Annotated in this window: 23 protein-coding genes; 8 read left to right on the top strand and 15 right to left on the bottom strand. The window is 70.5% G+C overall.

Features of this window, described 5'->3' with window-relative positions; all coding sequences use genetic code 11:
- Positions 1-26 precede the first annotated feature (26 nt).
- Positions 27-332 (bottom strand): hypothetical protein, encoded by a 306-nt coding sequence (locus ACE3OG_RS02630; protein ID WP_374305850.1) that lies wholly within the window; start codon positions 330-332, stop codon positions 27-29.
- A 264-nt stretch (positions 333-596) separates the two neighbouring features.
- Positions 597-1,055 (bottom strand): GNAT family N-acetyltransferase, encoded by a 459-nt coding sequence (locus ACE3OG_RS02625; RefSeq protein WP_374305848.1) that lies wholly within the window; start codon positions 1,053-1,055, stop codon positions 597-599.
- 69 nt (positions 1,056-1,124) lie between these two features.
- Here ACE3OG_RS02625 and recF point away from each other — a divergent pair, with 69 nt between their 5' ends.
- On the top strand, positions 1,125-2,330 hold the full coding sequence (gene recF, locus ACE3OG_RS02620) for a DNA replication/repair protein RecF (protein WP_374305846.1): 1,206 nt from the start codon (positions 1,125-1,127) through the stop codon (positions 2,328-2,330).
- A gap of 33 nt (positions 2,331-2,363) precedes the next feature.
- Complete coding sequence (gene ftsY, locus ACE3OG_RS02615) at positions 2,364-3,527, top strand: signal recognition particle-docking protein FtsY (protein WP_374305844.1); 1,164 nt, start codon at positions 2,364-2,366, stop codon at positions 3,525-3,527.
- Between the two features lie 15 nt (positions 3,528-3,542).
- Here ftsY and ACE3OG_RS02610 read toward each other — a convergent pair whose 3' ends face one another.
- The 3 genes from ACE3OG_RS02610 to ispH all read right to left on the bottom strand — a co-directional run bounded on the left by ACE3OG_RS02610 (position 3,543) and on the right by ispH (position 6,102).
- On the bottom strand, positions 3,543-4,061 hold the full coding sequence (locus tag ACE3OG_RS02610; RefSeq protein ID WP_374305842.1) for a hypothetical protein: 519 nt from the start codon (positions 4,059-4,061) through the stop codon (positions 3,543-3,545).
- Between the two features lie 116 nt (positions 4,062-4,177).
- Positions 4,178-5,089, bottom strand: a complete 912-nt coding sequence (gene miaA / locus ACE3OG_RS02605; RefSeq protein ID WP_374305840.1) for a tRNA (adenosine(37)-N6)-dimethylallyltransferase MiaA — start codon at positions 5,087-5,089, stop codon at positions 4,178-4,180.
- 11 nt (positions 5,090-5,100) lie between these two features.
- A complete protein-coding gene (gene ispH, locus ACE3OG_RS02600; protein WP_374305838.1) occupies positions 5,101-6,102 on the bottom strand; it encodes a 4-hydroxy-3-methylbut-2-enyl diphosphate reductase in 1,002 nt (333 codons plus the stop codon).
- 161 nt (positions 6,103-6,263) lie between these two features.
- On the opposite strand from ispH, the gene ACE3OG_RS02595 reads away from it, so the two are divergent.
- Positions 6,264-7,166 carry an alpha/beta fold hydrolase gene (locus tag ACE3OG_RS02595; protein WP_374305836.1) on the top strand — a complete coding sequence of 301 codons (903 nt, stop codon included), beginning with the start codon at positions 6,264-6,266 and terminating at the stop codon, positions 7,164-7,166.
- A gap of 182 nt (positions 7,167-7,348) precedes the next feature.
- Here the strand turns inward: ACE3OG_RS02595 and ACE3OG_RS02590 are convergent, their stop codons facing one another.
- Positions 7,349-7,789, bottom strand: a complete 441-nt coding sequence (locus ACE3OG_RS02590) for a nucleoside deaminase (RefSeq protein ID WP_374305834.1) — start codon at positions 7,787-7,789, stop codon at positions 7,349-7,351.
- Positions 7,790-7,857: 68 nt separating this feature from the next.
- Here ACE3OG_RS02590 and cobF point away from each other — a divergent pair, with 68 nt between their 5' ends.
- The 3 genes from cobF to ACE3OG_RS02575 all read left to right on the top strand — a co-directional run bounded on the left by cobF (position 7,858) and on the right by ACE3OG_RS02575 (position 10,861).
- Entirely contained in the window at positions 7,858-8,622 is a 765-nt protein-coding gene (gene cobF / locus ACE3OG_RS02585; RefSeq protein WP_374305832.1) for a precorrin-6A synthase (deacetylating), read from the top strand.
- A gap of 104 nt (positions 8,623-8,726) precedes the next feature.
- On the top strand, positions 8,727-10,577 hold the full coding sequence (gene ilvD / locus ACE3OG_RS02580; protein ID WP_374305830.1) for a dihydroxy-acid dehydratase: 1,851 nt from the start codon (positions 8,727-8,729) through the stop codon (positions 10,575-10,577).
- 2 nt (positions 10,578-10,579) lie between these two features.
- Positions 10,580-10,861 carry a DUF427 domain-containing protein gene (locus ACE3OG_RS02575; RefSeq protein ID WP_374305829.1) on the top strand — a complete coding sequence of 94 codons (282 nt, stop codon included), beginning with the start codon at positions 10,580-10,582 and terminating at the stop codon, positions 10,859-10,861.
- A 4-nt stretch (positions 10,862-10,865) separates the two neighbouring features.
- On the opposite strand, the gene ACE3OG_RS02570 is transcribed toward ACE3OG_RS02575, so the two are convergent.
- The 6 genes from ACE3OG_RS02570 to ACE3OG_RS02545 form a co-directional block, all read right to left on the bottom strand.
- On the bottom strand, positions 10,866-11,255 hold the full coding sequence (locus ACE3OG_RS02570) for a thioredoxin family protein (protein ID WP_374305827.1): 390 nt from the start codon (positions 11,253-11,255) through the stop codon (positions 10,866-10,868).
- On the bottom strand, positions 11,252-11,851 hold the full coding sequence (locus ACE3OG_RS02565) for a rhodanese-like domain-containing protein (protein ID WP_374305825.1): 600 nt from the start codon (positions 11,849-11,851) through the stop codon (positions 11,252-11,254). The genes ACE3OG_RS02570 and ACE3OG_RS02565 overlap by 4 nt, the downstream gene beginning before the upstream one ends.
- A gap of 4 nt (positions 11,852-11,855) precedes the next feature.
- Positions 11,856-12,692: a quinoprotein dehydrogenase-associated SoxYZ-like carrier gene (locus ACE3OG_RS02560; RefSeq protein WP_374305823.1), complete on the bottom strand. Its 837-nt coding sequence runs from the start codon at positions 12,690-12,692 to the stop codon at positions 11,856-11,858.
- A gap of 109 nt (positions 12,693-12,801) precedes the next feature.
- Entirely contained in the window at positions 12,802-13,224 is a 423-nt protein-coding gene (locus ACE3OG_RS02555) for an OsmC family protein (protein ID WP_374305820.1), read from the bottom strand.
- 72 nt (positions 13,225-13,296) lie between these two features.
- The gene (locus tag ACE3OG_RS02550) at positions 13,297-14,106 is read right to left on the bottom strand and encodes a class III extradiol ring-cleavage dioxygenase (RefSeq protein ID WP_374305818.1); all 810 of its coding nucleotides are present in this window, start codon (positions 14,104-14,106) and stop codon (positions 13,297-13,299) included.
- 34 nt (positions 14,107-14,140) lie between these two features.
- Positions 14,141-14,782 (bottom strand): YceI family protein, encoded by a 642-nt coding sequence (locus ACE3OG_RS02545; protein ID WP_374305816.1) that lies wholly within the window; start codon positions 14,780-14,782, stop codon positions 14,141-14,143.
- A gap of 109 nt (positions 14,783-14,891) precedes the next feature.
- On the opposite strand from ACE3OG_RS02545, the gene ACE3OG_RS02540 reads away from it, so the two are divergent.
- Positions 14,892-15,803, top strand: a complete 912-nt coding sequence (locus ACE3OG_RS02540; protein WP_374305814.1) for a LysR family transcriptional regulator — start codon at positions 14,892-14,894, stop codon at positions 15,801-15,803.
- On the opposite strand, the gene ACE3OG_RS02535 is transcribed toward ACE3OG_RS02540, so the two are convergent.
- The gene (locus tag ACE3OG_RS02535) at positions 15,800-16,510 is read right to left on the bottom strand and encodes a cytochrome c biogenesis protein CcdA (RefSeq protein ID WP_374305813.1); all 711 of its coding nucleotides are present in this window, start codon (positions 16,508-16,510) and stop codon (positions 15,800-15,802) included. The two genes, ACE3OG_RS02540 and ACE3OG_RS02535, sit on opposite strands and share 4 nt — an antisense overlap.
- Before the next feature lie 105 nt (positions 16,511-16,615).
- A complete protein-coding gene (locus tag ACE3OG_RS02530) occupies positions 16,616-17,830 on the bottom strand; it encodes a nitrate/nitrite transporter (protein ID WP_374305811.1) in 1,215 nt (404 codons plus the stop codon).
- A 55-nt stretch (positions 17,831-17,885) separates the two neighbouring features.
- Here ACE3OG_RS02530 and ACE3OG_RS02525 point away from each other — a divergent pair, with 55 nt between their 5' ends.
- Complete coding sequence (locus ACE3OG_RS02525) at positions 17,886-19,604, top strand: bifunctional protein-serine/threonine kinase/phosphatase (protein ID WP_374305808.1); 1,719 nt, start codon at positions 17,886-17,888, stop codon at positions 19,602-19,604.
- 15 nt (positions 19,605-19,619) lie between these two features.
- Here the strand turns inward: ACE3OG_RS02525 and ACE3OG_RS02520 are convergent, their stop codons facing one another.
- Positions 19,620-20,057, bottom strand: coding sequence for a universal stress protein (locus ACE3OG_RS02520; RefSeq protein WP_374305806.1), 438 nt, complete (start codon positions 20,055-20,057; stop codon positions 19,620-19,622).
- Positions 20,058-20,327: the final 270 nt, after the last annotated feature.

Here is a 20,327-nt window from a genome sequence, read left to right as displayed (position 1 = left end):
GCCTTGGCTTGCGTGTTGCCCTGCGGCTAGTAGTCGCAGCCGAAATCGTCGTCTTCGTCTTCATCCATGGGCTGGAACTGCCCCAGCTTCGCCCAGGTGGTCGCGCAGGTCTGCTTTTCAGCTCGCCACTGCGCCATGAGAGCATCGAAGATCGGCGGATCGAAATTGAACACCTGCTCGGGGCTCACCGTGATCGGAGCCGCGACGCCGAAGCGGATGGCGTAGAGCATGCCCGGATCGGCGACGCATACGCCGTCCTCGGACGTCGTCATCAGAACGCGCTTGAGCGGCTTGCCGCCGGAATCCTGCACCGTTACGAATTGCTGGAGCATCGAACAACCTCATGCCGGAGCACGGCGCCGAAAGCTGTCGCTTCGGGCGGCCCTGCGTCGCGCCAAATTCCTGTTGCGTCAATTTCAAAGGCAGGATGCGGCGGACGCACTCTGCGTTAATAGCGCCGCCGTCTCCCGACGGCCGCGTCTTCGCGCGGATACATGCAGCGGACGTCGGAGATTCTCAAGCCCCTTTAGAAAATATTTTTGCGACGTTCGCGCTTGCGGGACATCTCGCACCCGCAAAAAAAGCCCGCGACGCGATCATTTTTCCCGCATGCGCAGCGTCTTGAGGCCGGACGCCGGATTGACGCCCTCGCCGACGACGACGAATCCTTCGCGCTCGTAGAATCGGCGCGCCCGCGCGTTGTCGCGATTGACCTCGAGCGCGAGCTTGCGCCCCGCCAGCGCGCGGGCGCCGTCGAGAAGCGCCTGCGCCGCGCCGCTCCCCTTGGCGCGCGGCGCGACGGCGACCTGATCGAGATAGCCGCTCGCCGGATCGACCGTTACGAACCCTGCGATCGCGCCCTGCGCGTCGCAGGCGCACAGCGTCGTCGCCCCGGCTTCCTCCAGCTCGACGATGCGCGTCCTCAGCCAGCCGCGCCGCGCCGAAAAATCGACGTCGGGCATCGCCTGCGCCCAGCTCGCCGCCCACAGCTCGACCAGCGCCTCCATCTGCGCGCCGCGCGGGCGCAGGGAGAATGCGGCTTTTTCCCCGCTCACCGCACGTCCCTCGCGCGAAAAATTTCCTGTACAAGCGGGACGGGCCGCGCCGGCCGCCATGGACTTTGCATGCCGCACGCCCTTCCCGTTGAAGACGCAAGATCGCCAGGGCGTCCGAACTCCTACGGCGCGCGGCGCCTCACCCTATCGGATTTCCGCTCCTACGCCTCCCTGGATCTCGACGATCTCGGCGACATGATCGCGCTCGTCGGCGACAACGGCGCCGGCAAGACCAATGTGCTCGAGGCGCTCTCCCTGCTTTCGCCGGGGCGCGGGCTGCGGCGCGCGGAATTGTCGGAGTTCGCCCACGCGAACGGCTCCGGCGGCTTCGCCGTCTCGGTCGAGATGGGAGAGGCGGGCGGGCGCGTCCAGCTCGGCGCCGGCGTCGAGCCGGGCGGCCCGCTCGCGCGAAAATTCCGCATCGCGCGCGAGGCGGCGCCCTCGGCGCGCGCCTTCGGCGAACATGTGCGCGTCGTTTGGCTGACGCCGGCGCAGGACGGGCTGTTCGCCGGGCCGCCCGCCGAGCGGCGGCGCTTCCTCGACCGCCTGACCCTCTCGCTCGACGCCGACCATGGCGTGCGCGTCAACGCGCTGGAGCGGGCGCTGCGCGGGCGCAACCGCCTGCTCGAGGAGCGGGGCGAAGCCGCCTGGCTCGACGCGCTGGAGCGCGAGGCGGCCGAGCTCGCGGTCGCCGTGGCCGCGGCGCGCGGCGAGACCGTGCGGCTGCTCTCGGGCTACGTCGGCGACGGCGAGCTGGCGGGCGGCGAATCGGAGGACGGCTTCCCGCGCGCCCTGCTCTCGATAGAAGGCGAGATCGACCGCCTCGTCGCCGACCGGCCGGCTCTGGAGGCCGAGGACCGGTATCGCTTCATGTTGCGTGAGAACCGCGCCCGCGACGCGGCGGCCGGACGCGCCCTGATCGGGCCGCAGTCGAGCGACCTCTTCGTGCGCCTCGCGCGCACCGGCGCGCCCGCGGCGCAAGGCTCGACCGGCGAGCAGAAGGCGCTGCTCGTCGGCCTCATCCTCGCGCAGGCGCGGCTCGTGCGCGCGGCGAGCGGGCTCGCCCCGCTGGTGCTTCTCGACGAGATCGCCGCCCATTTCGATCCGCGCCGGCGCGCCGCCCTCTACGAGCGGCTCGCCCGCCTCGACGCGCAGGTGTGGATGAGCGGCGCGGACGAGGCGGCGTTCTCGAGCCTGCCAGGGACGGCGCAGCGGCTCAGGGTGACTCCGGGACGGATCGAGCCGCTCGCCTCGCGGTCGCGCGGACCTATATAGAGGGGCGGCGCGGGCTGCTTTCAGGACGAATCCATGGACGATCACGACGAGCGCGAAGGCGCCAAGAAGCCAGGCTTCCTCGGCCGCGTCTTCGGCCGCCGCGAGGCGGCCCGGACGGACGCTCTCCCGCCGGCCGCCGCCCCGGAATTTCCCGCGGCCCGTGAATCCGCGCCTCCTGAGCCCGAACGTCCCGCGTCCGCCGAACCGCCGCTTTCCGCGTCGCAAACTGTCGCGTCCGCGGCGGAGTCCGCGCCCGGCCCCTCCCTGCTCGCCGGGGCGAAAGGCTGGTGGTCGCGGCTGCGGCAGGGCCTCGCGCGCTCGTCGGACCAGATCGGCGAAGGGCTGAAATCGATCTTCGTCAAGCGCCGCCTCGACGCCGCCATGCTCGAGGAGCTCGAGGACGTGCTGATCCGCGCCGACCTCGGCGTCTCCGTCTCGAGCCGCATCGCCGCCGAGGTGGGGCGCGGCCGCTACGACAAGTCGATCGAGGTCGATGAGGTCAAGGCGATCCTCGCCGGCGAGGTCGAGCGCGCGCTCGAGCCCTACGCTCTGCCGCTCGAAATCGACGGCGCGAAAAAGCCCTTCGTCATCCTCGTCGTCGGCGTCAACGGCTCGGGCAAGACGACGACCATCGGCAAGCTCGCCGCGCGCCTCTGCGCCGAGGGCAAGAAGGTCACGCTCGCCGCCGGCGACACGTTCCGCGCGGCGGCGATCGAGCAGCTGAAGATCTGGGGCGAGCGGCTCGGCTGCGAGGTGGTGGCGCGCGCACAAGGGTCCGACGCCGCCGGTCTCGCCTTCGACGCCGTCGGCGCCGCGCGCGCCAACGGCTCGGACGTGCTGCTGATGGACACCGCCGGACGGCTGCAGAACCGCGCCGAGCTGATGGCCGAGCTCGAGAAGATCGTGCGGGTGATGAAGAAGCTCGACGCCGACGCGCCGCACGCCGTGCTGCTGGTGCTCGACGCCACAGTCGGCCAGAACGCCATGAGCCAGGCGGAGATTTTCGGCAGGGTCGCCGGCGTCACCGGCCTCGTGATGACCAAGCTCGACGGCACGGCGCGCGGCGGCATCCTCGTCGCGCTCGTCGAGAAATACCGGCTCCCGGTGCATTTCATCGGCGTCGGCGAGGGCGCGGCCGATCTCGCGCCCTTCGCGGCGAAGGACTTCGCGAGGGCGATCGCCGGGCTCGAGCCGTGAACCCGATGGATCCGCCTAAATGACCGGGCCGGTGATCTTGATCAGCGACGCCTTGTCCTGTGGGCCGACGGCGAAATTCTTTTCCGAGAAGACGCCCTTTTCGAGCAGCTCGACGACGCCCTTGATCTGCTTGACCGCGCCCGGCTCGTAATCCTTCAGCATCGTCGCGCCGAAGCTGACGACGTCCTTTCCGCTGGTCTTCAGGCCGCTGACGTCGCAATTGATGTGGCGCTTCTCGACCTCGATGTCGAGCACGGCCGGCGTGCCCTTCGGATCGGCGAGCAGCTTTTCCGGCGCGACCTGATGGTCGGAGTCGAGCGGATTATGGGCGGCGAATTCGTAGAGATGGCCGAACTGCTTGTCCGTCGGCGAAGCGCCCTTCGCGCAATTCGTCGGAGACGACGCGAAGAGATACCAGGCGAGCCTGGTCTTGTCCTCGTCGAACACGGCGAACACGACGCGCGTCTTGACGTCGCCGCCGCACGAAACTTCAAATCCCCTCCATCCCGCGACCCTCAATCTGAACTTCGCCATGACGTTTCTCCTGCACGCGTCACGCCGGGCCCGGTTCAGCCGCGCGACCTCGCAGGGAGCATCCGACGTTTTTCCGCCCGGCGCTGTTGCGCAGGTAACGCAATGGCGAAGACGCCTCAGGGCGCGCGCAACAGATCGAAAGCCGCGTCGGGCGCCGCCCGGACGAAATCCGTGAGCTGATGCCGCGCGAAGGTGCGCTGGCGGCGGGCGTAGGCGCGCGTGTCGCGCTGTCCGAGCGCGATCGCCTCTTCGAGCCCGATCTCGCCGCGCAAATGCGCAAGCAGATGCGGGACGCCATGGGCGCGCATCGCCGGCAGCGCAGGGTCGAGGCCGCGCGCGCCGAGCCGTCTCGCCTCCTCCAGCGCTCCGGCGGCGATCATGTCCTGAAAACGAGAGTCGATGCGCGCCTTCAGCGCCGCGCTCTCGACGTCGAGGAAGACGGCGCGGGCGTTTCCCGGACCGACGAGCGGCGGCTCGCGCGCGCCCTGGAATTCGGACAGGCTGCGTCCGGTTCCCTCGAGCACCTCGAGCGCGCGCAACAGGCGCTGCGGATCGGACGGCCGCAGCCGGGCCGCCATGACCGGATCGCGGCGCTCCAGCTCCTCGTGCAGCGCCTGCGGCGGCAGGCCGGCGGCGCGCGCGCGCAAGCGCTCGCGCACATCCTCAGGAATAGCCGGGATCGCCGACAGCCCCTGCGTCAGCGCCTTGAAGTAAAGACCCGTGCCGCCGACGAAGATCGGCGTCGCGCCGCGCGCGCGCGCCTCGGCGAGCGCCGCCTTCGCCGCGTCGAGCCAGCGGGCGACCGAAAAATTTTCCGCGGCGTCAACGAGGCCGAAGAGAAGATGCGGCGCGGCGCGCGCGTCCGCCTCGCTCGGGCGCGCGGTGAGGATGCGCAGATCGGCGTAGACCTGCATCGAATCGGCGTTGACGACGATCCCGCCGATCGCCTGGGCGAGCCTTACGGCGAGCGCCGACTTGCCGCTCGCGGTGGGGCCGGCGAGCAGCAGCGCCTGCGGCCCGGACGCCATGGCCTGCGGCGTCAGACCGTCTCGCGGCGCAGTTCGCGCGGCAGCGGGAAGAACACGCCCTCGTTCGCCGTCGAGACCTCCTGGACGCTGAGGTCGAAGCGCGCGGCGAAGGCGTCGAGAATCTCCTCGACGAGCACCTCGGGCGCCGACGCGCCGGCGGTGACGGCGAGCGTCGAGATCTTCGAGAACAGGTCCCACTCGACGTCTTCGGCGCGCAGCACGAGGCGGGCGAGGCGGCAGCCCGAGCGCTCGGCGACCTCCTTGAGGCGCTGCGAGTTCGAGGAGTTCGAAGAGCCGACGACGAGCAGCGCGTCGACGTTCTGCGCGACCTGCTTGACCGCCTCCTGCCGGTTGGTGGTGGCGTAGCAGATGTCCTGCTTGTGCGGTCCGACGATCTCGGGAAAGCGCGTGGTCAGCGCGTCGACCATCTCGCGCGTGTCGTCGACCGAAAGCGTCGTCTGCGTCACATAGGCGAGATTGCGCTCGTCCTCAACCTCGAGCGCGGCGATGTCGGCGACGGTCTGGACGAGGATGATCGACCCCGGCGGCAGCTGGCCGATGGTGCCGACCACCTCGGGGTGGCCGGCGTGGCCGACGAGCAGCACGAGGCGGCCGCGCTTGTGGTGCAGCTCGGCCTCGCGGTGCACCTTGGTGACCAGCGGGCAGGTCGCGTCGATGGCGAAGATGTTGCGCGTCTCGGCCTCGACGGGAATGGATTTCGGCACGCCGTGCGCCGAGAAGATAACCGGCTGCCTGGTGTCGGGCACCTCGTCGAGCTCCTCGACGAAGACGGCGCCCTTGGCCTTGAGCGTCTCGACGACATATTTATTGTGCACAATCTCATGGCGCACGTAGACGGGCGCGCCGTAGATGCGCAGCGCCTCCTCGACGGCGTCGATCGCCCGCACCACGCCGGCGCAGAAGCCGCGCGGCGCGAGAAGGACGACGTTCAGCTTCGGCTTGCCTGAGTTCGGCGCCTCAATCGCGCGCGCCTCGGTCGAGATGTCGCTCATGCGTCTCCTTCAGCTCGGGCGGCGGCGCCGCGGGCCTTCAGGTTTTGGCGGCGGGGCGAATGTCTGTCAAGCGACGAAGACTTTGCGGGACGTCCGCGCGCCATGCGCGCGTTTGCGCTATGACTTTTCGGCCCCGCGCGGCGCGCCAAGGAGTCTCAGGCATGAGCGACCTCGCCGATCTCTTCCCCGGCTTCGAGACCCACTGGGTCGACACCGACGAAGGCCGCTTCTTCGTGCGCGCGAAGGGGGACGGGCCGCCGCTCCTGCTGCTGCACGGCTATCCGCAGACCCATGTCGAGTGGCACAAGATCGCGCCGGCGCTGTCCGAGCGCTTTCGCGTCTTCGTCATGGATCTGCGCGGCTACGGCTGGTCGAGCGCGCCGCCGAGCGCGAAGGGCGAGGAGTACGCCAAGCGCAAGATGGCGCGCGACGCCGTCGCGGTGATGGGCAAGCTCGGCGCGATCCGCTTCAACCTCGCCGGGCACGACCGCGGCGCCCGCGTCGCCTACCGCCTCGCGCTCGACGCGCCGGAGCGCCTTCTCAAGGTCGCCGCGCTCGATATCGTCCCGACCGCCGCGCGCTGGGCGGCGATGGACGCGAAGGAGGCGATCGGCGCCTATCACTGGACCTTCCTCGCCCAGCCCGAGCCGCTGCCCGAAACGCTGATCGGCTCGAACGCGGTCTTCTACCTCGACCATACGCTGGCGAGTTGGACGGCCGACAAGAGCCTGAAAGCCTTCGATCCGTGCGCGCTCGCCCATTATCGCGCGGCCTTCAACGAGCCGACGCGCATCCACGCCGCCTGCGAGGACTACCGCGCCGGCGCGAGCCTCGACCGCGCCGACGACGAGGCCGACCGCGCCGCCGGCCGCCGCATCACCGCGCCGCTGCTCGTTTTGTGGGGAGGGCGCGGGCTCGGCGGCGGCGCGGCCTCGACGCTCGACATCTGGCGTCAATGGGCGACCGACGTCGAGGGCGGCGAGCTCAAGGGCGGGCATTTCCTGCCCGAAGAGGCGCCGCAGGAGACGCTGGCGGCGCTGGCGGATTTCTTCAGCGAGCGCTGAAACGGCGCCGGCGTCGCGTCGCGAGCGACATGAATGGACGAAACAGACTTTCGCGAATCCTTGCGCGACGAGGCCGGGGACGTCCTGGCGCAGGTCGCCGACGCCGTCGCGCGCTGGCGAGCCGCTTGCGCGGCGGGCGACTGCGACGCGCTCGTCCGGTGTTACGCGCCGCCCGCGCGGCCTCAGCGCCGCGCCTGAAAGAAGCGGCGCAGCAGCGCCGCCGCCTCGCCCGCCCGCAGGCCGTCGTAGACTTCGGGCGCATGGTGGCAGGTGGGCTGGAAGAAGAAGCGCGGCCCATGCTCGACCGCCCCGCCCTTCGGATCGGACGCGGCGTAATAGAGCCGCCGCAGCCGCGCGAAGGAGATCGCGCCCGCGCACATGGCGCAGGGCTCGAGCGTCACGTAAAGGTCGCAGCCCGAAAGCCGCTGCGAGCCGAGCGCCTTCGCCGCGGCGCGGATGGCGAGAATTTCGGCGTGCGCGGTCGGGTCGGCGTCCTCGAACGTGCGGTTGCCGGCGCTCGCGACGACGACGCCGTTCCTCGCCACCGCCGCGCCGACCGGAACCTCGCCGCGCGCGAAGGCGGCCTCGGCCTCGGCGAAGGCCGCGGCGAAAGGATCGCTCACGCTTCCGCCTCTCTTTTCCAGCGACGGCGCGCGGCGTATCGAGGACGCGTCGAAGCGGGAGAAATCATGTGCGCAAAATCCTCCTCATCGGCGTCGGCGCCGGCGACGTCAGACATGTGACTTTTCAGGCCGCCGAGGCGATCTGCGCCGCCGACGTCGTGTTCCTGCCTGACAAGGGCGTCGAAAAAGCCGGCCTGCGCGAACATCGTCTCGCTGTTCTGGCGGCCTGCCGCAAGGGGAAGCCTGCGCGGCTCGTCACATTCGCCGCCCGCGGCAGGGCGAAGGCGTTCTCCGATTATCGCGCCAACGTCGAGGACTGGCACGCGGCGATCGCGCGCGACTATGAGGAGATGTTCGCGCGCGAGCTTGGCGAGGGCGAGGCGGGCGCCTTCCTCATCTGGGGCGATCCGACGCTCTATGACGCCACCCTGCGCATCCTCGACAGCATTTGCGCGCGAAAGGCCCTCGCCCTCGACTACGAAGTCATCCCCGGGATCAGCAGCGCGCAGGCGCTGTGCGCGCGCCACAAGATCGCGCTCAATGAAATCGGCGAGCCAGCGCTGATCACCACCGGACGGCGCCTGCGCGAAGGCGGCTTTCCCGCCTGCGCCGACAGCGTCGTGGTGATGCTCGACGGCGAGGCGTCCTTCGACGCGCTCGCCGACGACGGCTTCGACATTTACTGGAGCGCCAATCTCGGCCGGCCGGAGGAAGCCTCGCTCAAGGGTCCGCTCGGCGCGGTCGGGGACGCGATCAAGGCCGCGCGCGCCGTCGCGCGGGAAAAAGCCGGCTTCGTCATGGACGTCTATCTCCTGCGCCGCCGCAAGGACTGAACAGGAGAACGCCGCCGCTCAGCTTGAAAAAGGTGACGCGGACGCGCCAAATCTCTATAGACGCCCTTCAGGCCGCAAACTTTAGCCCAACCTGGATAAGCCCGATGCCCGCCTATCGCTCCCGCACGACCACCCATGGACGCAACATGGCCGGCGCGCGCGGCCTGTGGCGCGCCACCGGCATGAAGGACGGCGACTTCGGCAAGCCGATCATCGCCGTCGCCAACTCCTTCACGCAATTCGTGCCGGGCCACGTGCATCTGAAAGATCTCGGCCAGCTCGTCGCGCGCGAGATCGAGGCGGCGGGCGGCGTCGCCAAGGAGTTCAACACCATCGCGGTCGACGACGGCATCGCGATGGGGCATGACGGCATGCTCTACTCCCTGCCCTCGCGCGAGGTCATCGCCGACAGCGTCGAATATATGGCCAACGCCCATTGCGCCGACGCGCTGGTGTGCATCTCCAATTGCGACAAGATCACCCCCGGCATGCTGATGGCGGCGCTGCGCCTCAACATTCCGGCCGTGTTCGTCTCGGGCGGTCCGATGGAGGCCGGCAAGGTCGTCCTCGCCGGCAAGACCAAGGCGCTCGACCTCGTCGACGCCATGGTGGCGGCCGCCGACGACCATGTCTCCGACGCCGACGTCAAGGCCATCGAGCGTTCGGCCTGCCCGACCTGCGGCTCGTGCTCCGGCATGTTCACGGCGAACTCGATGAACTGCCTCACCGAGGCGCTCGGCCTCTCGCTGCCGGGCAACGGCACGACGCTCGCGACCCATTCCGACCGCCGCCGCCTCTTCGTCGAGGCGGGCCACCTCGTCGTCGACCTCGCGCGCCGCTATTACGAGCAGGACGACGAGAGCGTCCTGCCGCGCTCGGTCGCGAGCTTCGAAGCCTTCGAGAACGCGATGACGCTCGACATCGCCATGGGCGGCTCGACCAACACGGTGCTGCATCTGCTCGCCGCGGCGCATGAGGGCGGCGTCGACTTCACCATGGCCGACATCGACCGCCTGTCGCGCCGCGTGCCGGTCCTGTGCAAGGTCGCCCCCGCCGTCGCCGACGTGCATGTCGAGGACGTGCATCGCGCCGGCGGCGTCATGGCGATCCTCGGCGAGCTCGAGCGCGCCGGCCTCGTCCACGGCGCGGCGAAGACGGTCCATGCGACGACGATGAGGGACGCGCTCGACCGCTGGGACATGCGCCGCTCGAACAGCGAATCCGTGGCCGAATTTTTCCGCGCGGCGCCCGGAGGGGTGCCGACGCAGGTCGCCTTCAGCCAGTCGGCGCGCTGGGAGCAGGCCGATCTCGACCGCGAGAAGGGCGTCATCCGCGACGTCGGCCACGCCTTCTCGAAGGACGGCGGCCTCGCCGTGCTCTACGGCAACCTCGCCGAGGACGGCGCCATCGTGAAGACGGCGGGCGTCGACGCCTTGAACCTCGTCTTTTCCGGCCCCGCCCGCGTGTTCGAGAGCCAGGACGCGGCGGTCGAGGCGATCCTGAAGGACCAGATCAGGGCGGGCGACGTGGTGGTCATCCGCTACGAGGGCCCGCGCGGCGGCCCGGGGATGCAGGAGATGCTGTACCCCACGAGCTATCTGAAGTCGAAAGGGCTTGGCAAGGCCTGCGCGCTCGTCACCGACGGACGTTTCTCGGGCGGCACGTCGGGGCTCTCAATCGGCCACGCCTCGCCGGAGGCGGCCGAAGGCGGAGCGATCGGCCTCGTTCAGGAGGGCGATCCGATCGAGATCGACATCCCGGCTCGCAAGCTGCGTCTCGCGGTCGACGACGCCGAGCTCGCCCGCCGGCGCGCGGCGATGGAGGAGAAAGGCAAGGGCGCGTGGAAGCCCGCCGCCCGCACGCGCGTCGTCTCGCAGGCTCTGCGCGCCTACGCCGCGATGACGACGAGCGCGGCCCGCGGCGCCGTGCGCGACGTCGACCAGCTCTCGCGCTGAGCATGGTGGAGGCGCGCTGGAACGGCGCGACGATCGCGCGCTCGGACAGGACGGTCGTCGTCGAGGGCAATCACTATTTCCCGCGCGAGGACGTCGACATGAGCCGTCTCGAGCCGAGCGCGACGACGAGCGTCTGCCCCTGGAAGGGCGTCGCGCGCTACTTCACGTTGCGGGTCGGCGAGGCCCGCAACCCCGACGCCGTCTGGTTCTATCCCGACCCGAAGCCCGCGGCCGAAGAAATCCGGGACCGTCTCGCCTTCTGGAAGGGCGTCGAGGTTAATTGACCGTCTAGAGTCCTTTTTCGAGCAGCGCCTCGATCCATTCGGGCTGCGTCTCCCCGGTCGAGCGTCCGACCTCTTTCTCGCCCCTGAACATGACGAGCGTGCTCTGCAGGCTCACGCCGAAGCGCGCCATGAGGTCCTTCTGGCTGTCGAAGTCGATGGCGAAGACCGCCATGTCGGAAAAGCGCGGCTCGCTCGCGAGCTTTTCGAGGATCGGCTTCTGCACGCGGCAGATCGGGCACCAGGGCGCCGTGATCTCGACGAGGATGGGCCTTCCCGCCGCCTGCGCCGCCGCGAAGGCCGAGGCGTCGAAGGGCTGCGGCGAGCCGGCGAAGGCGGAGGGCGCGAACGCCGCGGCGAGCGCGAGGGCGAGAACGAGGCGCCGGCTCGCGTTCATTGCGGCTGGTCGGCGGGCGCGGCGAGCGCCCAGACGGGATCGGCCTTGACGGTCGCGACGTCGCGCTCGGCCTGCCAGCCTTCGACCCCTTCCGGGAACCAGTAGACGCGGCGGTAGCCGAGGGCCACGAGCCGCTTGCCGGCGTTCCAGCTGCCCCAGCATTCAGGGTGGCAGAAGGTGACGACGGGGCGGGAAAGATCGCCGCCCGCCAGCGCCGCGACGCGCTCGGCGAAGGCGCGCGCGAAGGCGGGATCGGCGGAGCCGAGCCCCGCCCCCGGCATCCATATGGCGCCGGGAATCGAGCGATGCGCCGGCATCCATGGCGCGTCAGGCGCCATCGACGGCGGCTTGCGGTCGGCCGGGCCGAAGTCGAGGAGCAGCGGATTTTCGGAGGCGGCCAGCTTCGCCAGTTCGCCCGCGTCGATCACCTTCGCGCCGGCGAGCGTCGTCGGCGTATAGCCGCGCATCGGCCCCGTCCACAGCCCTGTCGGCTCGGCGACGTTCCGCGGCGAATCGGCCGGCGCCTGCGCGAGAGCAGGACCGCCGGCGAGCGCGAGCGTGAGGACGAGCGCCGACGCAAGGCGAGGGATCGGCATGGCCTCAGTCGCCGAGATGGGCCGTCGGCGCCGGAAAACTCTTGTCCCAGCGCGCGTCGGCGCTGTCGAGGACGGAGACCTTCACTTCGCCCTGCGGCCTATAGGAGAAGCCGATCACCGGATTGCTGGCGAGCGAAATGTCGGTCGAGAGGTCGAACACCTTCGCGTCTCCCGAGGAGACGCTGATGGTGCGGATGTAGCGCGCCGGCGTGTAGTCGCGCGTCACCTGGTTCATCTGCATGCCGTTGAAATTGGGATGGCGGATCATCAGCGTCGCGCGCTGCGGCTCGCCGGGCTCGCCCTGCGCGAGCTTCAGGCGCATTTCGCCGATCCCCTTCATCGCTTCTTCGTCCGACATGCCCATCGGCGCGGAGCAGCCGCCGGACGCCTTCACGAACTTGACCGTCTCGTAGAGCGTCCCGTCGGCGCCCTCCGCGACGGCGTGGACGTTGGTGTAGACGTTCACGCGAACCCGAAGGTCGATCCGGCTCGGATCGGCGGCGGGGCCGAACTCGAAATGGGCGGCGAGCGGCGCCGGATTGTCGTCGATGACGAGATAGACGGCCTTGATCGGCGTCTTGTCGGAAAGCGTCAGGGTCATCGGCACGAGCGCGGCGTCGAGCGCGCGCTGCGGCGCCTCGAGGCCGACGACGCCTTCGCCGTCGACGCGCTTGCGGTCCTTGAAGATCGCCTCGGCGATCGCGCCCCAGCGCGCCTCGCGCTCGGCCGGATCGTCGAAGGCGCCCGCCGCGGCCGGGCGCGGCGCGACGGCGAAGCCGCCGACGAGGGCGATGGAGAGAGAAAGAGCGGCCGCCCGAAATGCGTTGGCTGACGCGGACATTTGCGTTCCCTCAACTCCCGGGCGCAAGGCGCGCCCGGCGCGGCCTCGTTCGGCCGCCGTCCCGAAGAGATGGGCGAAGAGGCGCGCGAAGGCAAGCCGCGTCGCGCGCTCAGGCGAGCGTCGCGTCGAGCGTCACCTCGGCGTTGAGGACCTTCGAGACCGGGCAATTCTTCTTCGCCTTGTCGGCGAGCTCGGCGAACTGCTCCCGGCTCGCGCCGGGGATTTTCGCGCGCAAGGTGAGATGGGACGAGGTGATGGCGAAGCCGGCGCCCTGCTTCTCCAGCGTGACCTCGGCCTTCGCGTCGAGCTCGTCCGGCGTCAGGCCGGCCTCGCCGAGGATCAGCGAGAGCGCCATGGCGAAGCAGCTCGCGTGAGCCGCGCCGATCAGCTCCTCCGGGTTGGAGCCGGTCTTGTCCTCAAAGCGGCTGTCGACGGCGTAGGGGTAGGAGGCGAGCGCGCCGCTCTGCGTCGAGATTTCGCCCCTGCCGTCCTTGAACGAACCGCGCCAGACGGCCGCGCCAGTCCTTTTCATCGCCTTCCCTTTCGTAATCGCGACGCGCTTTCGCGCCTGCGCACAACGCGCGAGCGGGCGCGAAGCTCCCGCTCAGCCGAAGCGGAAACCTGAGATCGGCGCGCCGAACACATGATCGTGAAAGTCGCGCGCGCCCGCGTCGGACCCCGCCGCGCCCGCCGCGACCATCAGCGGCAGGAGGTGGTCCTCATGCGGCTGGCTGACCCGCGCGCCGGGCGCCTCCTCCCACTTCGTCAGCGCCCGCGCCCGCGCCTCCTCATCCTGCGCCACGGCGTCGGTCAGGAAGGCGTCGAACTTCTCGGCAAGCTGCAGCACGCGCGGATCGGCGCGATAGAAATTCTGCAGATTATGGAAGCTCATGCCGCTGCCGACGATCAGCACGCCCTCCTCGCGCAGCGGCTCCAGCGCCCGGCCGATGGCGAGATGGCGGGCGGGATCGAGCGAATTCTCGAGCGAGAGCTGAATGACCGGAATGTCGGCGTGCGGCTCGACGAGCAGCAGCGGGATGAAGACGCCGTGATCGTAGCCGCGCTCCGCGTCTTCGCCCGCGGAAATCCCGGCCTTCTCCAGAAGCTCCCGCCCGCGGCGCGCCAGAGCAGGGTCGCCGGGCGCCGGAAACTTCAGCTCATAGGTGTGCCTGGGGAAGCCTTGATAGTCGTAGATCAGCGGCGGCGCCTTCGAGGCGCCGAACGTCGCGCGCGGCTCGAGCCAGTGGCCCGAGACGATCAGGATCGCGCGCGGGCGCTCCTTGAGCCCCTTGAGGAGGCCGCGCAGATAGGCCTCCATCTTCGTCCAGGCGTTCGGCGCGCCGACCGGCGGGTCCATGAAGAAGCAGGGTCCCCCGCCATGCGGGATGAACCAGACGGGAAGACGTTCGCTCATGCCGGAATCCTCCTTGGCGCCTCCGCCGCGCGGCTCAGCCCTTCTTCTCGAAGGCCGCGGTGATGACGATCGAGACCTCGTCGCTGACCAGCGGCACGAATTTATCGACTCCGAACTCGCTGCGCTTGAGCGTTCCGGTCGCCTCGAAGCCGACGTTGACCTTCTTCGTCATCGGATTGACCGCCGCGCCGGTGAATTTCACCTTGAGCGTGACAGGACGCGTCACGCCGCGCAGGGTGAACTCGCCGTCCATCGCGCCGGTCCCCTCCCCTGTCGGGATCAGCTTCGTCGAGCGGAAGGTCATTTCGGGATATTTCCCGGCGTCGAGCCATTCGGCGCTCGTCAGCTCGCCGGTGAGCTTCTCGCTCGTCGTCGCCACGCTCTTGACCGGGATCGAGACCGAGACCGCGCTCTTCTCCGGCGCCTTGGGATCAAGGTCGAGCGTCCCCGAGACGCCGCTGAAGACGCCCCAATAATTGCTGACCCCGAAATGCGAGACATTGAACAGCGCCTGCGTGTGGTTCGGATCGACCGCATAGGCGGCGGCCTCCGGGGCCACTTGCGGCGGCGCAGCCATCGGCGCCTGCGCGAAAGCTGGCGCGGCCGCCGGCCCGGCGAGGAGAACGGGAACGGCCAGCGCGGCGGCGAGCAGCAGGTTGGAAAGCTTGTCGGACATCATCGGCCTCGGTTCGGGAAAAGCTTCCGCTTAGATAAGGCAAGCTCTTTCAGCGAAAAAGAGATAAAGTTTATGGAAAGACCATCAGTTTTTTAGATAGAGTCGCCGCATGGCCGCTCCGCCGCCGAATTTCGACCAGCTCGAGGCGATGCTCGCCGTCGTCGACGCGGGCGGCTTCTCCGCCGCCGCGCGAAAACTCGGCCGCGCGCAATCGGCGGTGACCTACGCCGTGCGTTCGCTCGAGGAGCGGCTCGGCGTCGCGCTGTTCGACCGCTCCTCCTACCGCCCGCGGCTTACCACGGAGGGCCGCGCGCTCCTGCCCCGCGCGAGAATCATTTGCGAGGAGACGCAGGCGCTGCGCCGGCAGGCCGAGGCGATCGTCGCCGGAGCCGAGCCGGAGCTGACGCTGGTCGTCGACGCCATGTTCCCGATGGATCTGCTCGTCGAGGCGCTGCGCCTCGCCAGCGCGCGCTTTCCCGCGTCGGCGCCGCGCGTCTTCGTCGAGACCATGGACGCGGCGCTCGCCCTCGTCCTCGACGGAACCTGCGCCATCGGCCTCATCCTCGACGCCATGGGCGCGGCCGAGCCGATCGAGCGCCAGCGGCTGATCGACATCGAGATCGTGCCGGTCGCCGCGCCCTCGCATCCGCTGGGGCGGATCGCGGGGCCCGTTCGCCCGGAAGACCTGCGCCGCCACGCCCAGCTCGTGCTTTCGGAGGGCGCGGGCGCCGGCGACGACGACCACGGAGTCCTTTCGGCGCAGACCTGGCGCATCGCCGACCTCGGCGCCAAGCGGGCGATGCTGGAGGCCGGGCTCGGCTGGGGCGGGCTGCCGCGCCACCTGATCGCGCAGGATCTTTCGAGCGGACGGCTGCGCCGCGTCGAGATCGTCGACGAGGCTGGGCCGCGCCCCGACGCGCGCCTGCCGATGTGCTCCGCCTGGCGTCGCGACCTGCCGCCGGGGCCCGCCGGGCGCGAGTTTCTGGCGCGGCTTCTCGAGCTCGCCGCCGCGCAGGTCTAGAACTTCGTCGAAAGGTCGACGAGCCACGCCGGCGACGCGTCGAGCGCGGCGGCTTCGAAGACGCGGTCGAAGCCGGTCAGGATGGCGGCGCCGACGACGACGAGCACGACGCCCAGCGCCGTCCGTCCCGCCTCCGCGACCCATAACGCCCCGCTCCTGCGGCGCGCGAAAAACCGGCGCAGGACGAAGCCGGAAAGGACCAGCGCGAGCCCCGTTCCGAGCGCGAAGGCGAACATGGTCGCCGCGGCGGCGGGGATCGACTCGCGCGAGGCGGCGAGCGCGAAGGCGGCGCCGAGCAGCGGGCCGACGCAGGGCGCCCAGGCGAAGGCGAGCGCGACGCCGGCGAAGAAGCATCCCCAGAGGCCGGCGGCGGGCAGGCGGCCGGAAAGGGAGTCTCCGCCGCGCGTGAAAGCGGACAGCGCGGCCTCGGCGCGCCGGCGCAGCGGCGGCAGGAGAAGCACGAGCCCCGCCGCGACGAGCAGGACGGCGGACGCCTTGCGCGCGGCGGCGCCGGCGACGAGCAGCAGGCCGGAGGCGGCGAGCAGGCTCCCGCCGAGCGCGAAGGCCAGCGCGAGGCCGAGCGCCAGCGCGAGCGGCCCGCGCGGGTCGCGCGCCTGCGCGCTCGCCATGACGACGGGCGCGAGCGGCAGCACGCAGGGGCTGAGCACGCTCAAGAGTCCCGCGCAGAAGGCGAGCAGCAAGGTCATGGCGCGGGCAGCGTCGGCCCGGAGCGCCGGGAAAGTCAAACGAAAAGGGCGACGCGCTGCGACAGCCAATCGGGACGGGCGGCGCGGCGCGCCGCCCGCGCGGCGTCAGATCCTGGCGCCGGCCACGTCGCGCGCGCCCCAGGTGGTCCGCCACCTGCGCTTGACCGCGGTGAGCCCGACGAGGGCGATCAGCGCGAGGCCGGCGAAGATGAGCAGGCCGAGCTGATAGGAGCCGGTGTTCTGCTTGGAGACGCCGAGCGAGGACGCGAGGAAGAAGCCGCCGACGCCGCCGGTCATGCCGACGAGCCCGGTCATCACCCCCATCTCGGCGCGGAAGCGCTGCGGCACGAGCTGGAACACCGCGCCGTTGCCCATGCCGAGCGACAGCATGCCGACGATGAATGCGGCGAGCGCCATGCCCGCCTGCGGCAGGTGGAAGGAGACGAGCGTCAGCATGGCGGCGGCGACCGAATACATGACGGTGAGGGTGCGCACGCCGCCGATGCGGTCGGCCAGCGCGCCGCCGACCGGGCGCACCATCGAGCCGGCGAACACCGCCGCCGCCGTGAAATAGCCCGCCGTCACGGCGCTGAGCCCGTAGTCGGTGTTGAAATAGATGGTCAGTGAGGAGGCGAGGCCGGAGAAGCCGCCGAATGTGACGGCGTAGAAGAACATGAACCACCATGCGTCGGGCATTTTCAGCACGGCCGCGTATTCGGCGAGCGTCTTCGGCGGCGGCGTCGTCGGGCTGTCCCTGGCGAGCAGGACATAGACGAGCAGCGCGACGCCGAGCGGAATGGCGGTGAGGCCGATCACGTTCTGCCAGCCGTAGGCGGCGGCGAGGCTCGGCGCGAACAGCGCGGCGAGCACCGTGCCGGAGTTGCCGGCGCCGGCGACGCCCAGCGCGATCCCCTGATAGTGCGGCGGATACCAGCGCGAGGCGAGCGGCAGGGCGACGGCGAAGGAGGCTCCGGCGAGGCCGAGCACGACGCCGAGCGCCAGCACCGCGGCGAAGCTCCTGATCCCGAAGAACCACGCCGCGAGCACGCCGGCGATGACGATCGCCTGGCCGATGAGGCCGGCCTTCTTCGGCTTCAGCCGGTCGACCAGCACCCCCATGACGACGCGCAGCAGCGCGCCGGCGAGGATCGGCAGGGCGACCATAAGCCCCTTCTGCGCCGCGTCGAGGCCGAGGGACTGCGCGATCTGGACGCCCAGCGGGCCCAGAATGACCCAGACCATGAACGACATGTCGAAGTAGAAGAAGGCCGCGAACAAGGTGGGCGCATGGCCGGCCTTGAAAAACTCCCGCTTGATCATCAAAGCTCCCGGATTATCAATCGCCGCCGTTCACCCTCAAAGGCAAGCAAGCCGCATGCCGCCGAACCCCGTCGCGACGAGGACTCTGGAGGTCGAAACCGGGCTGCGGAGCGAGGTCGGCCGGCGGGAGCGCAACGAGGATTACGCCGGCGTCTGGCTCGGAGATCCGGGCGAGCGCCCGCTCCTCGGCGTCGTCGCGGCGCTCGCCGACGGCATGGGCGGAGAGAAGGGCGGGCGCGTCGCGGCCGAGCTCACCGTGCGCGCCTTCATCGAAGGCTACGTCGGCGCTCGGCCGGAGCTTGGCGTGCGCCGCGCCGCGGCGCGCAGCCTCGAGGCGGCCAACCGCTGGGTCAACGCCATCGGCCGCGCCGATCCCGAGCTCAAGGACATGGGCTCGACCTTCACCGCGCTGATCCTGCGCGGGCGCGAGGCGCATGCGCTGCATGTCGGCGATTCGCGCCTCTACCGCCTGCGCGAAGGCCGGCTCGCGATGCTCACCCTCGACCACACGCTGCGCGGCGCCGGGCGCGACCACGTCCTCACCCGCGCGGTCGGCCCCGCCGCGACGCTGCGGATCGACTACCTCAGGGAGGAGGCGCGCCCGCACGACCGCTATCTCCTGTGCAGCGACGGCGTGCACGGCGTCCTGTCCGAGCGCGCCCTGCGCGATGCGCTGGCGCAGGGCTCCTCGCCGCAGGAGACGGCGGCGCGGATCGTCGAGGCGGCGGCGGAGGCGCGCAGCGCCGACAACATGACCGCCCTCGTCGTCGACGTGCTCGACACGCCGCTGGCGACGCTCGCCGACCTCGAGCAGGAGGCCGCGAAGCTGCCGATCCTGCCCGCGCCGCGGACCGGCGAGCAGATCGACGGCTTCAGCCTCGAAGCGGTCCTGGGCGACGGCCCCTACGCCCGCGTGTTCCGCGCGCGCGACATCGCGAGCGGCGAGGCGGTCGTGCTCAAGACGCCGAAGCCTTCGGTCGCCGCCGACGCGGCGCTGCGCGGCGCCTTCCTGCGCGAGAGCTGGATCGGACGGCGGCTGCGCAGCCCGTATGTCGGCGCGAGCCTCGACGTGCCGGCTTCGCGACGCTCCTGCCTTTACGCGGCGATGCCCTACTATGAGGGCGAGACGCTGGAGCGCAGGCTCGCAAGAGCCCCGGCCGTCGGCCTCGCGTCGGGACTGCAGATCGCCGTCAAGCTCGCGCGCGGGCTCGCCGCGCTGCATCGCGCCGGGATCATCCACCGCGACGTCAAGCCCGAGAACGTGATCCTGCAGCCGGACGGGGGGCTGAAGCTCGTCGACCTCGGCGTCGCGCGCCTGCCCAATCTCGAGGACGCCGCGCCGCCGGTCGCGCCCGGAACGCCGAGCTACATGGCGCCCGAACTCTTTTCAGGCGCGCCCGGCGACGAGCTTTCCGACCAGTTCGCGCTGGGCGCGACGCTGTTCCGCATGTTCGCCGGGACCTGGCCCTACGGCGAGATCGAGCCTTTCAGCCGTCCGCGCTTCGGCCGGCCGGCCTCGCTCCTGAAGCTGCGCCCGGACCTTCCCGCCTGGCTGGAGCGCACGCTGGCGCGCGCGCTCTCGATTCGGCGGGAGGACCGCTTCGCCGACATGTTCGAGCTGATCTTCGAGCTCGACCACGGCGCCGACCGCGCCGCCGTCGCTCCGCAGGCGCGCGTTCCGCTCTACGAGCGCAATCCGCTCGCCTTCTGGAAGGCGCTGTGCGCGCTGCTGGCGGCGGCGCTCGTCGCGGCGCTCGCCGCCCTCGCGCGCTGAGGCGCCGCGCGCCTCTCAGCGGTGCACGAGCACCGGGATCGCGCAGTGCGTCAGCACCTTCGAGGTTTCGCTGCCGAGCAGCAGCGCCGAGATGCCCCTGCGTCCGTGCGAGGACATGATGATGAGGTCGCAGCCCTTCTGCGAGGCCGTCTCGATGATCGCCTCATAGGGACGGTCGTTCTCGACCTGAATCGTCTCGTAGGCGACGCCCGCCGCCTTGGCCAGCGCCGCCGCCGCGTCGAGCACCTTCTCGGCCAGCTCGGAGGCGCGAGCCGCATAGTCGCTGGGCGTGTCCTCGATCATCGCGGCCTCCGCCGAAAAGATCTGGAACGGCAGGGTGACGTTGAGCAGAACGACCCGCGCGCCGATCTTCTGGGCGAGCTCGACGCCATGGGCGACGGCCTTGCCGGAAAGCTCGGAGCCGTCGGTTGGGATGAGGATGACGCTGTACACGGGATTTCCTCCACAGTGGTCCCGGCCGCCGGAACGCGCGAACCCTTGGCGCGGCCGGACGCCTTCGCGCGATTCGGGCCGCCGCACGATAGCGCGCCAGCATTGGCGCAGACGATGCGCTCGATCAAGAGAGCGCCCCGCCCGCGGAGCCCGCGCGTTCGCCCGGCCGGCGGCGGGACGCTCCACCTGTTCCAGAAAATCCGCAAACTTTTTTGGCGGGCGTTCTTCGCCCTTGTCGGGCGCGCCGCGCAGGCTGATGCTGACGCTCCG

It is taken from the genome of Methylocella sp., assembly GCF_041905455.1.
GTDB lineage: Bacteria > Pseudomonadota > Alphaproteobacteria > Rhizobiales > Beijerinckiaceae > Methylocapsa.
The sequence above is the reverse complement of the archived record's forward strand: the minus strand, read 5'-3'. Positions and strand labels throughout refer to the sequence as shown.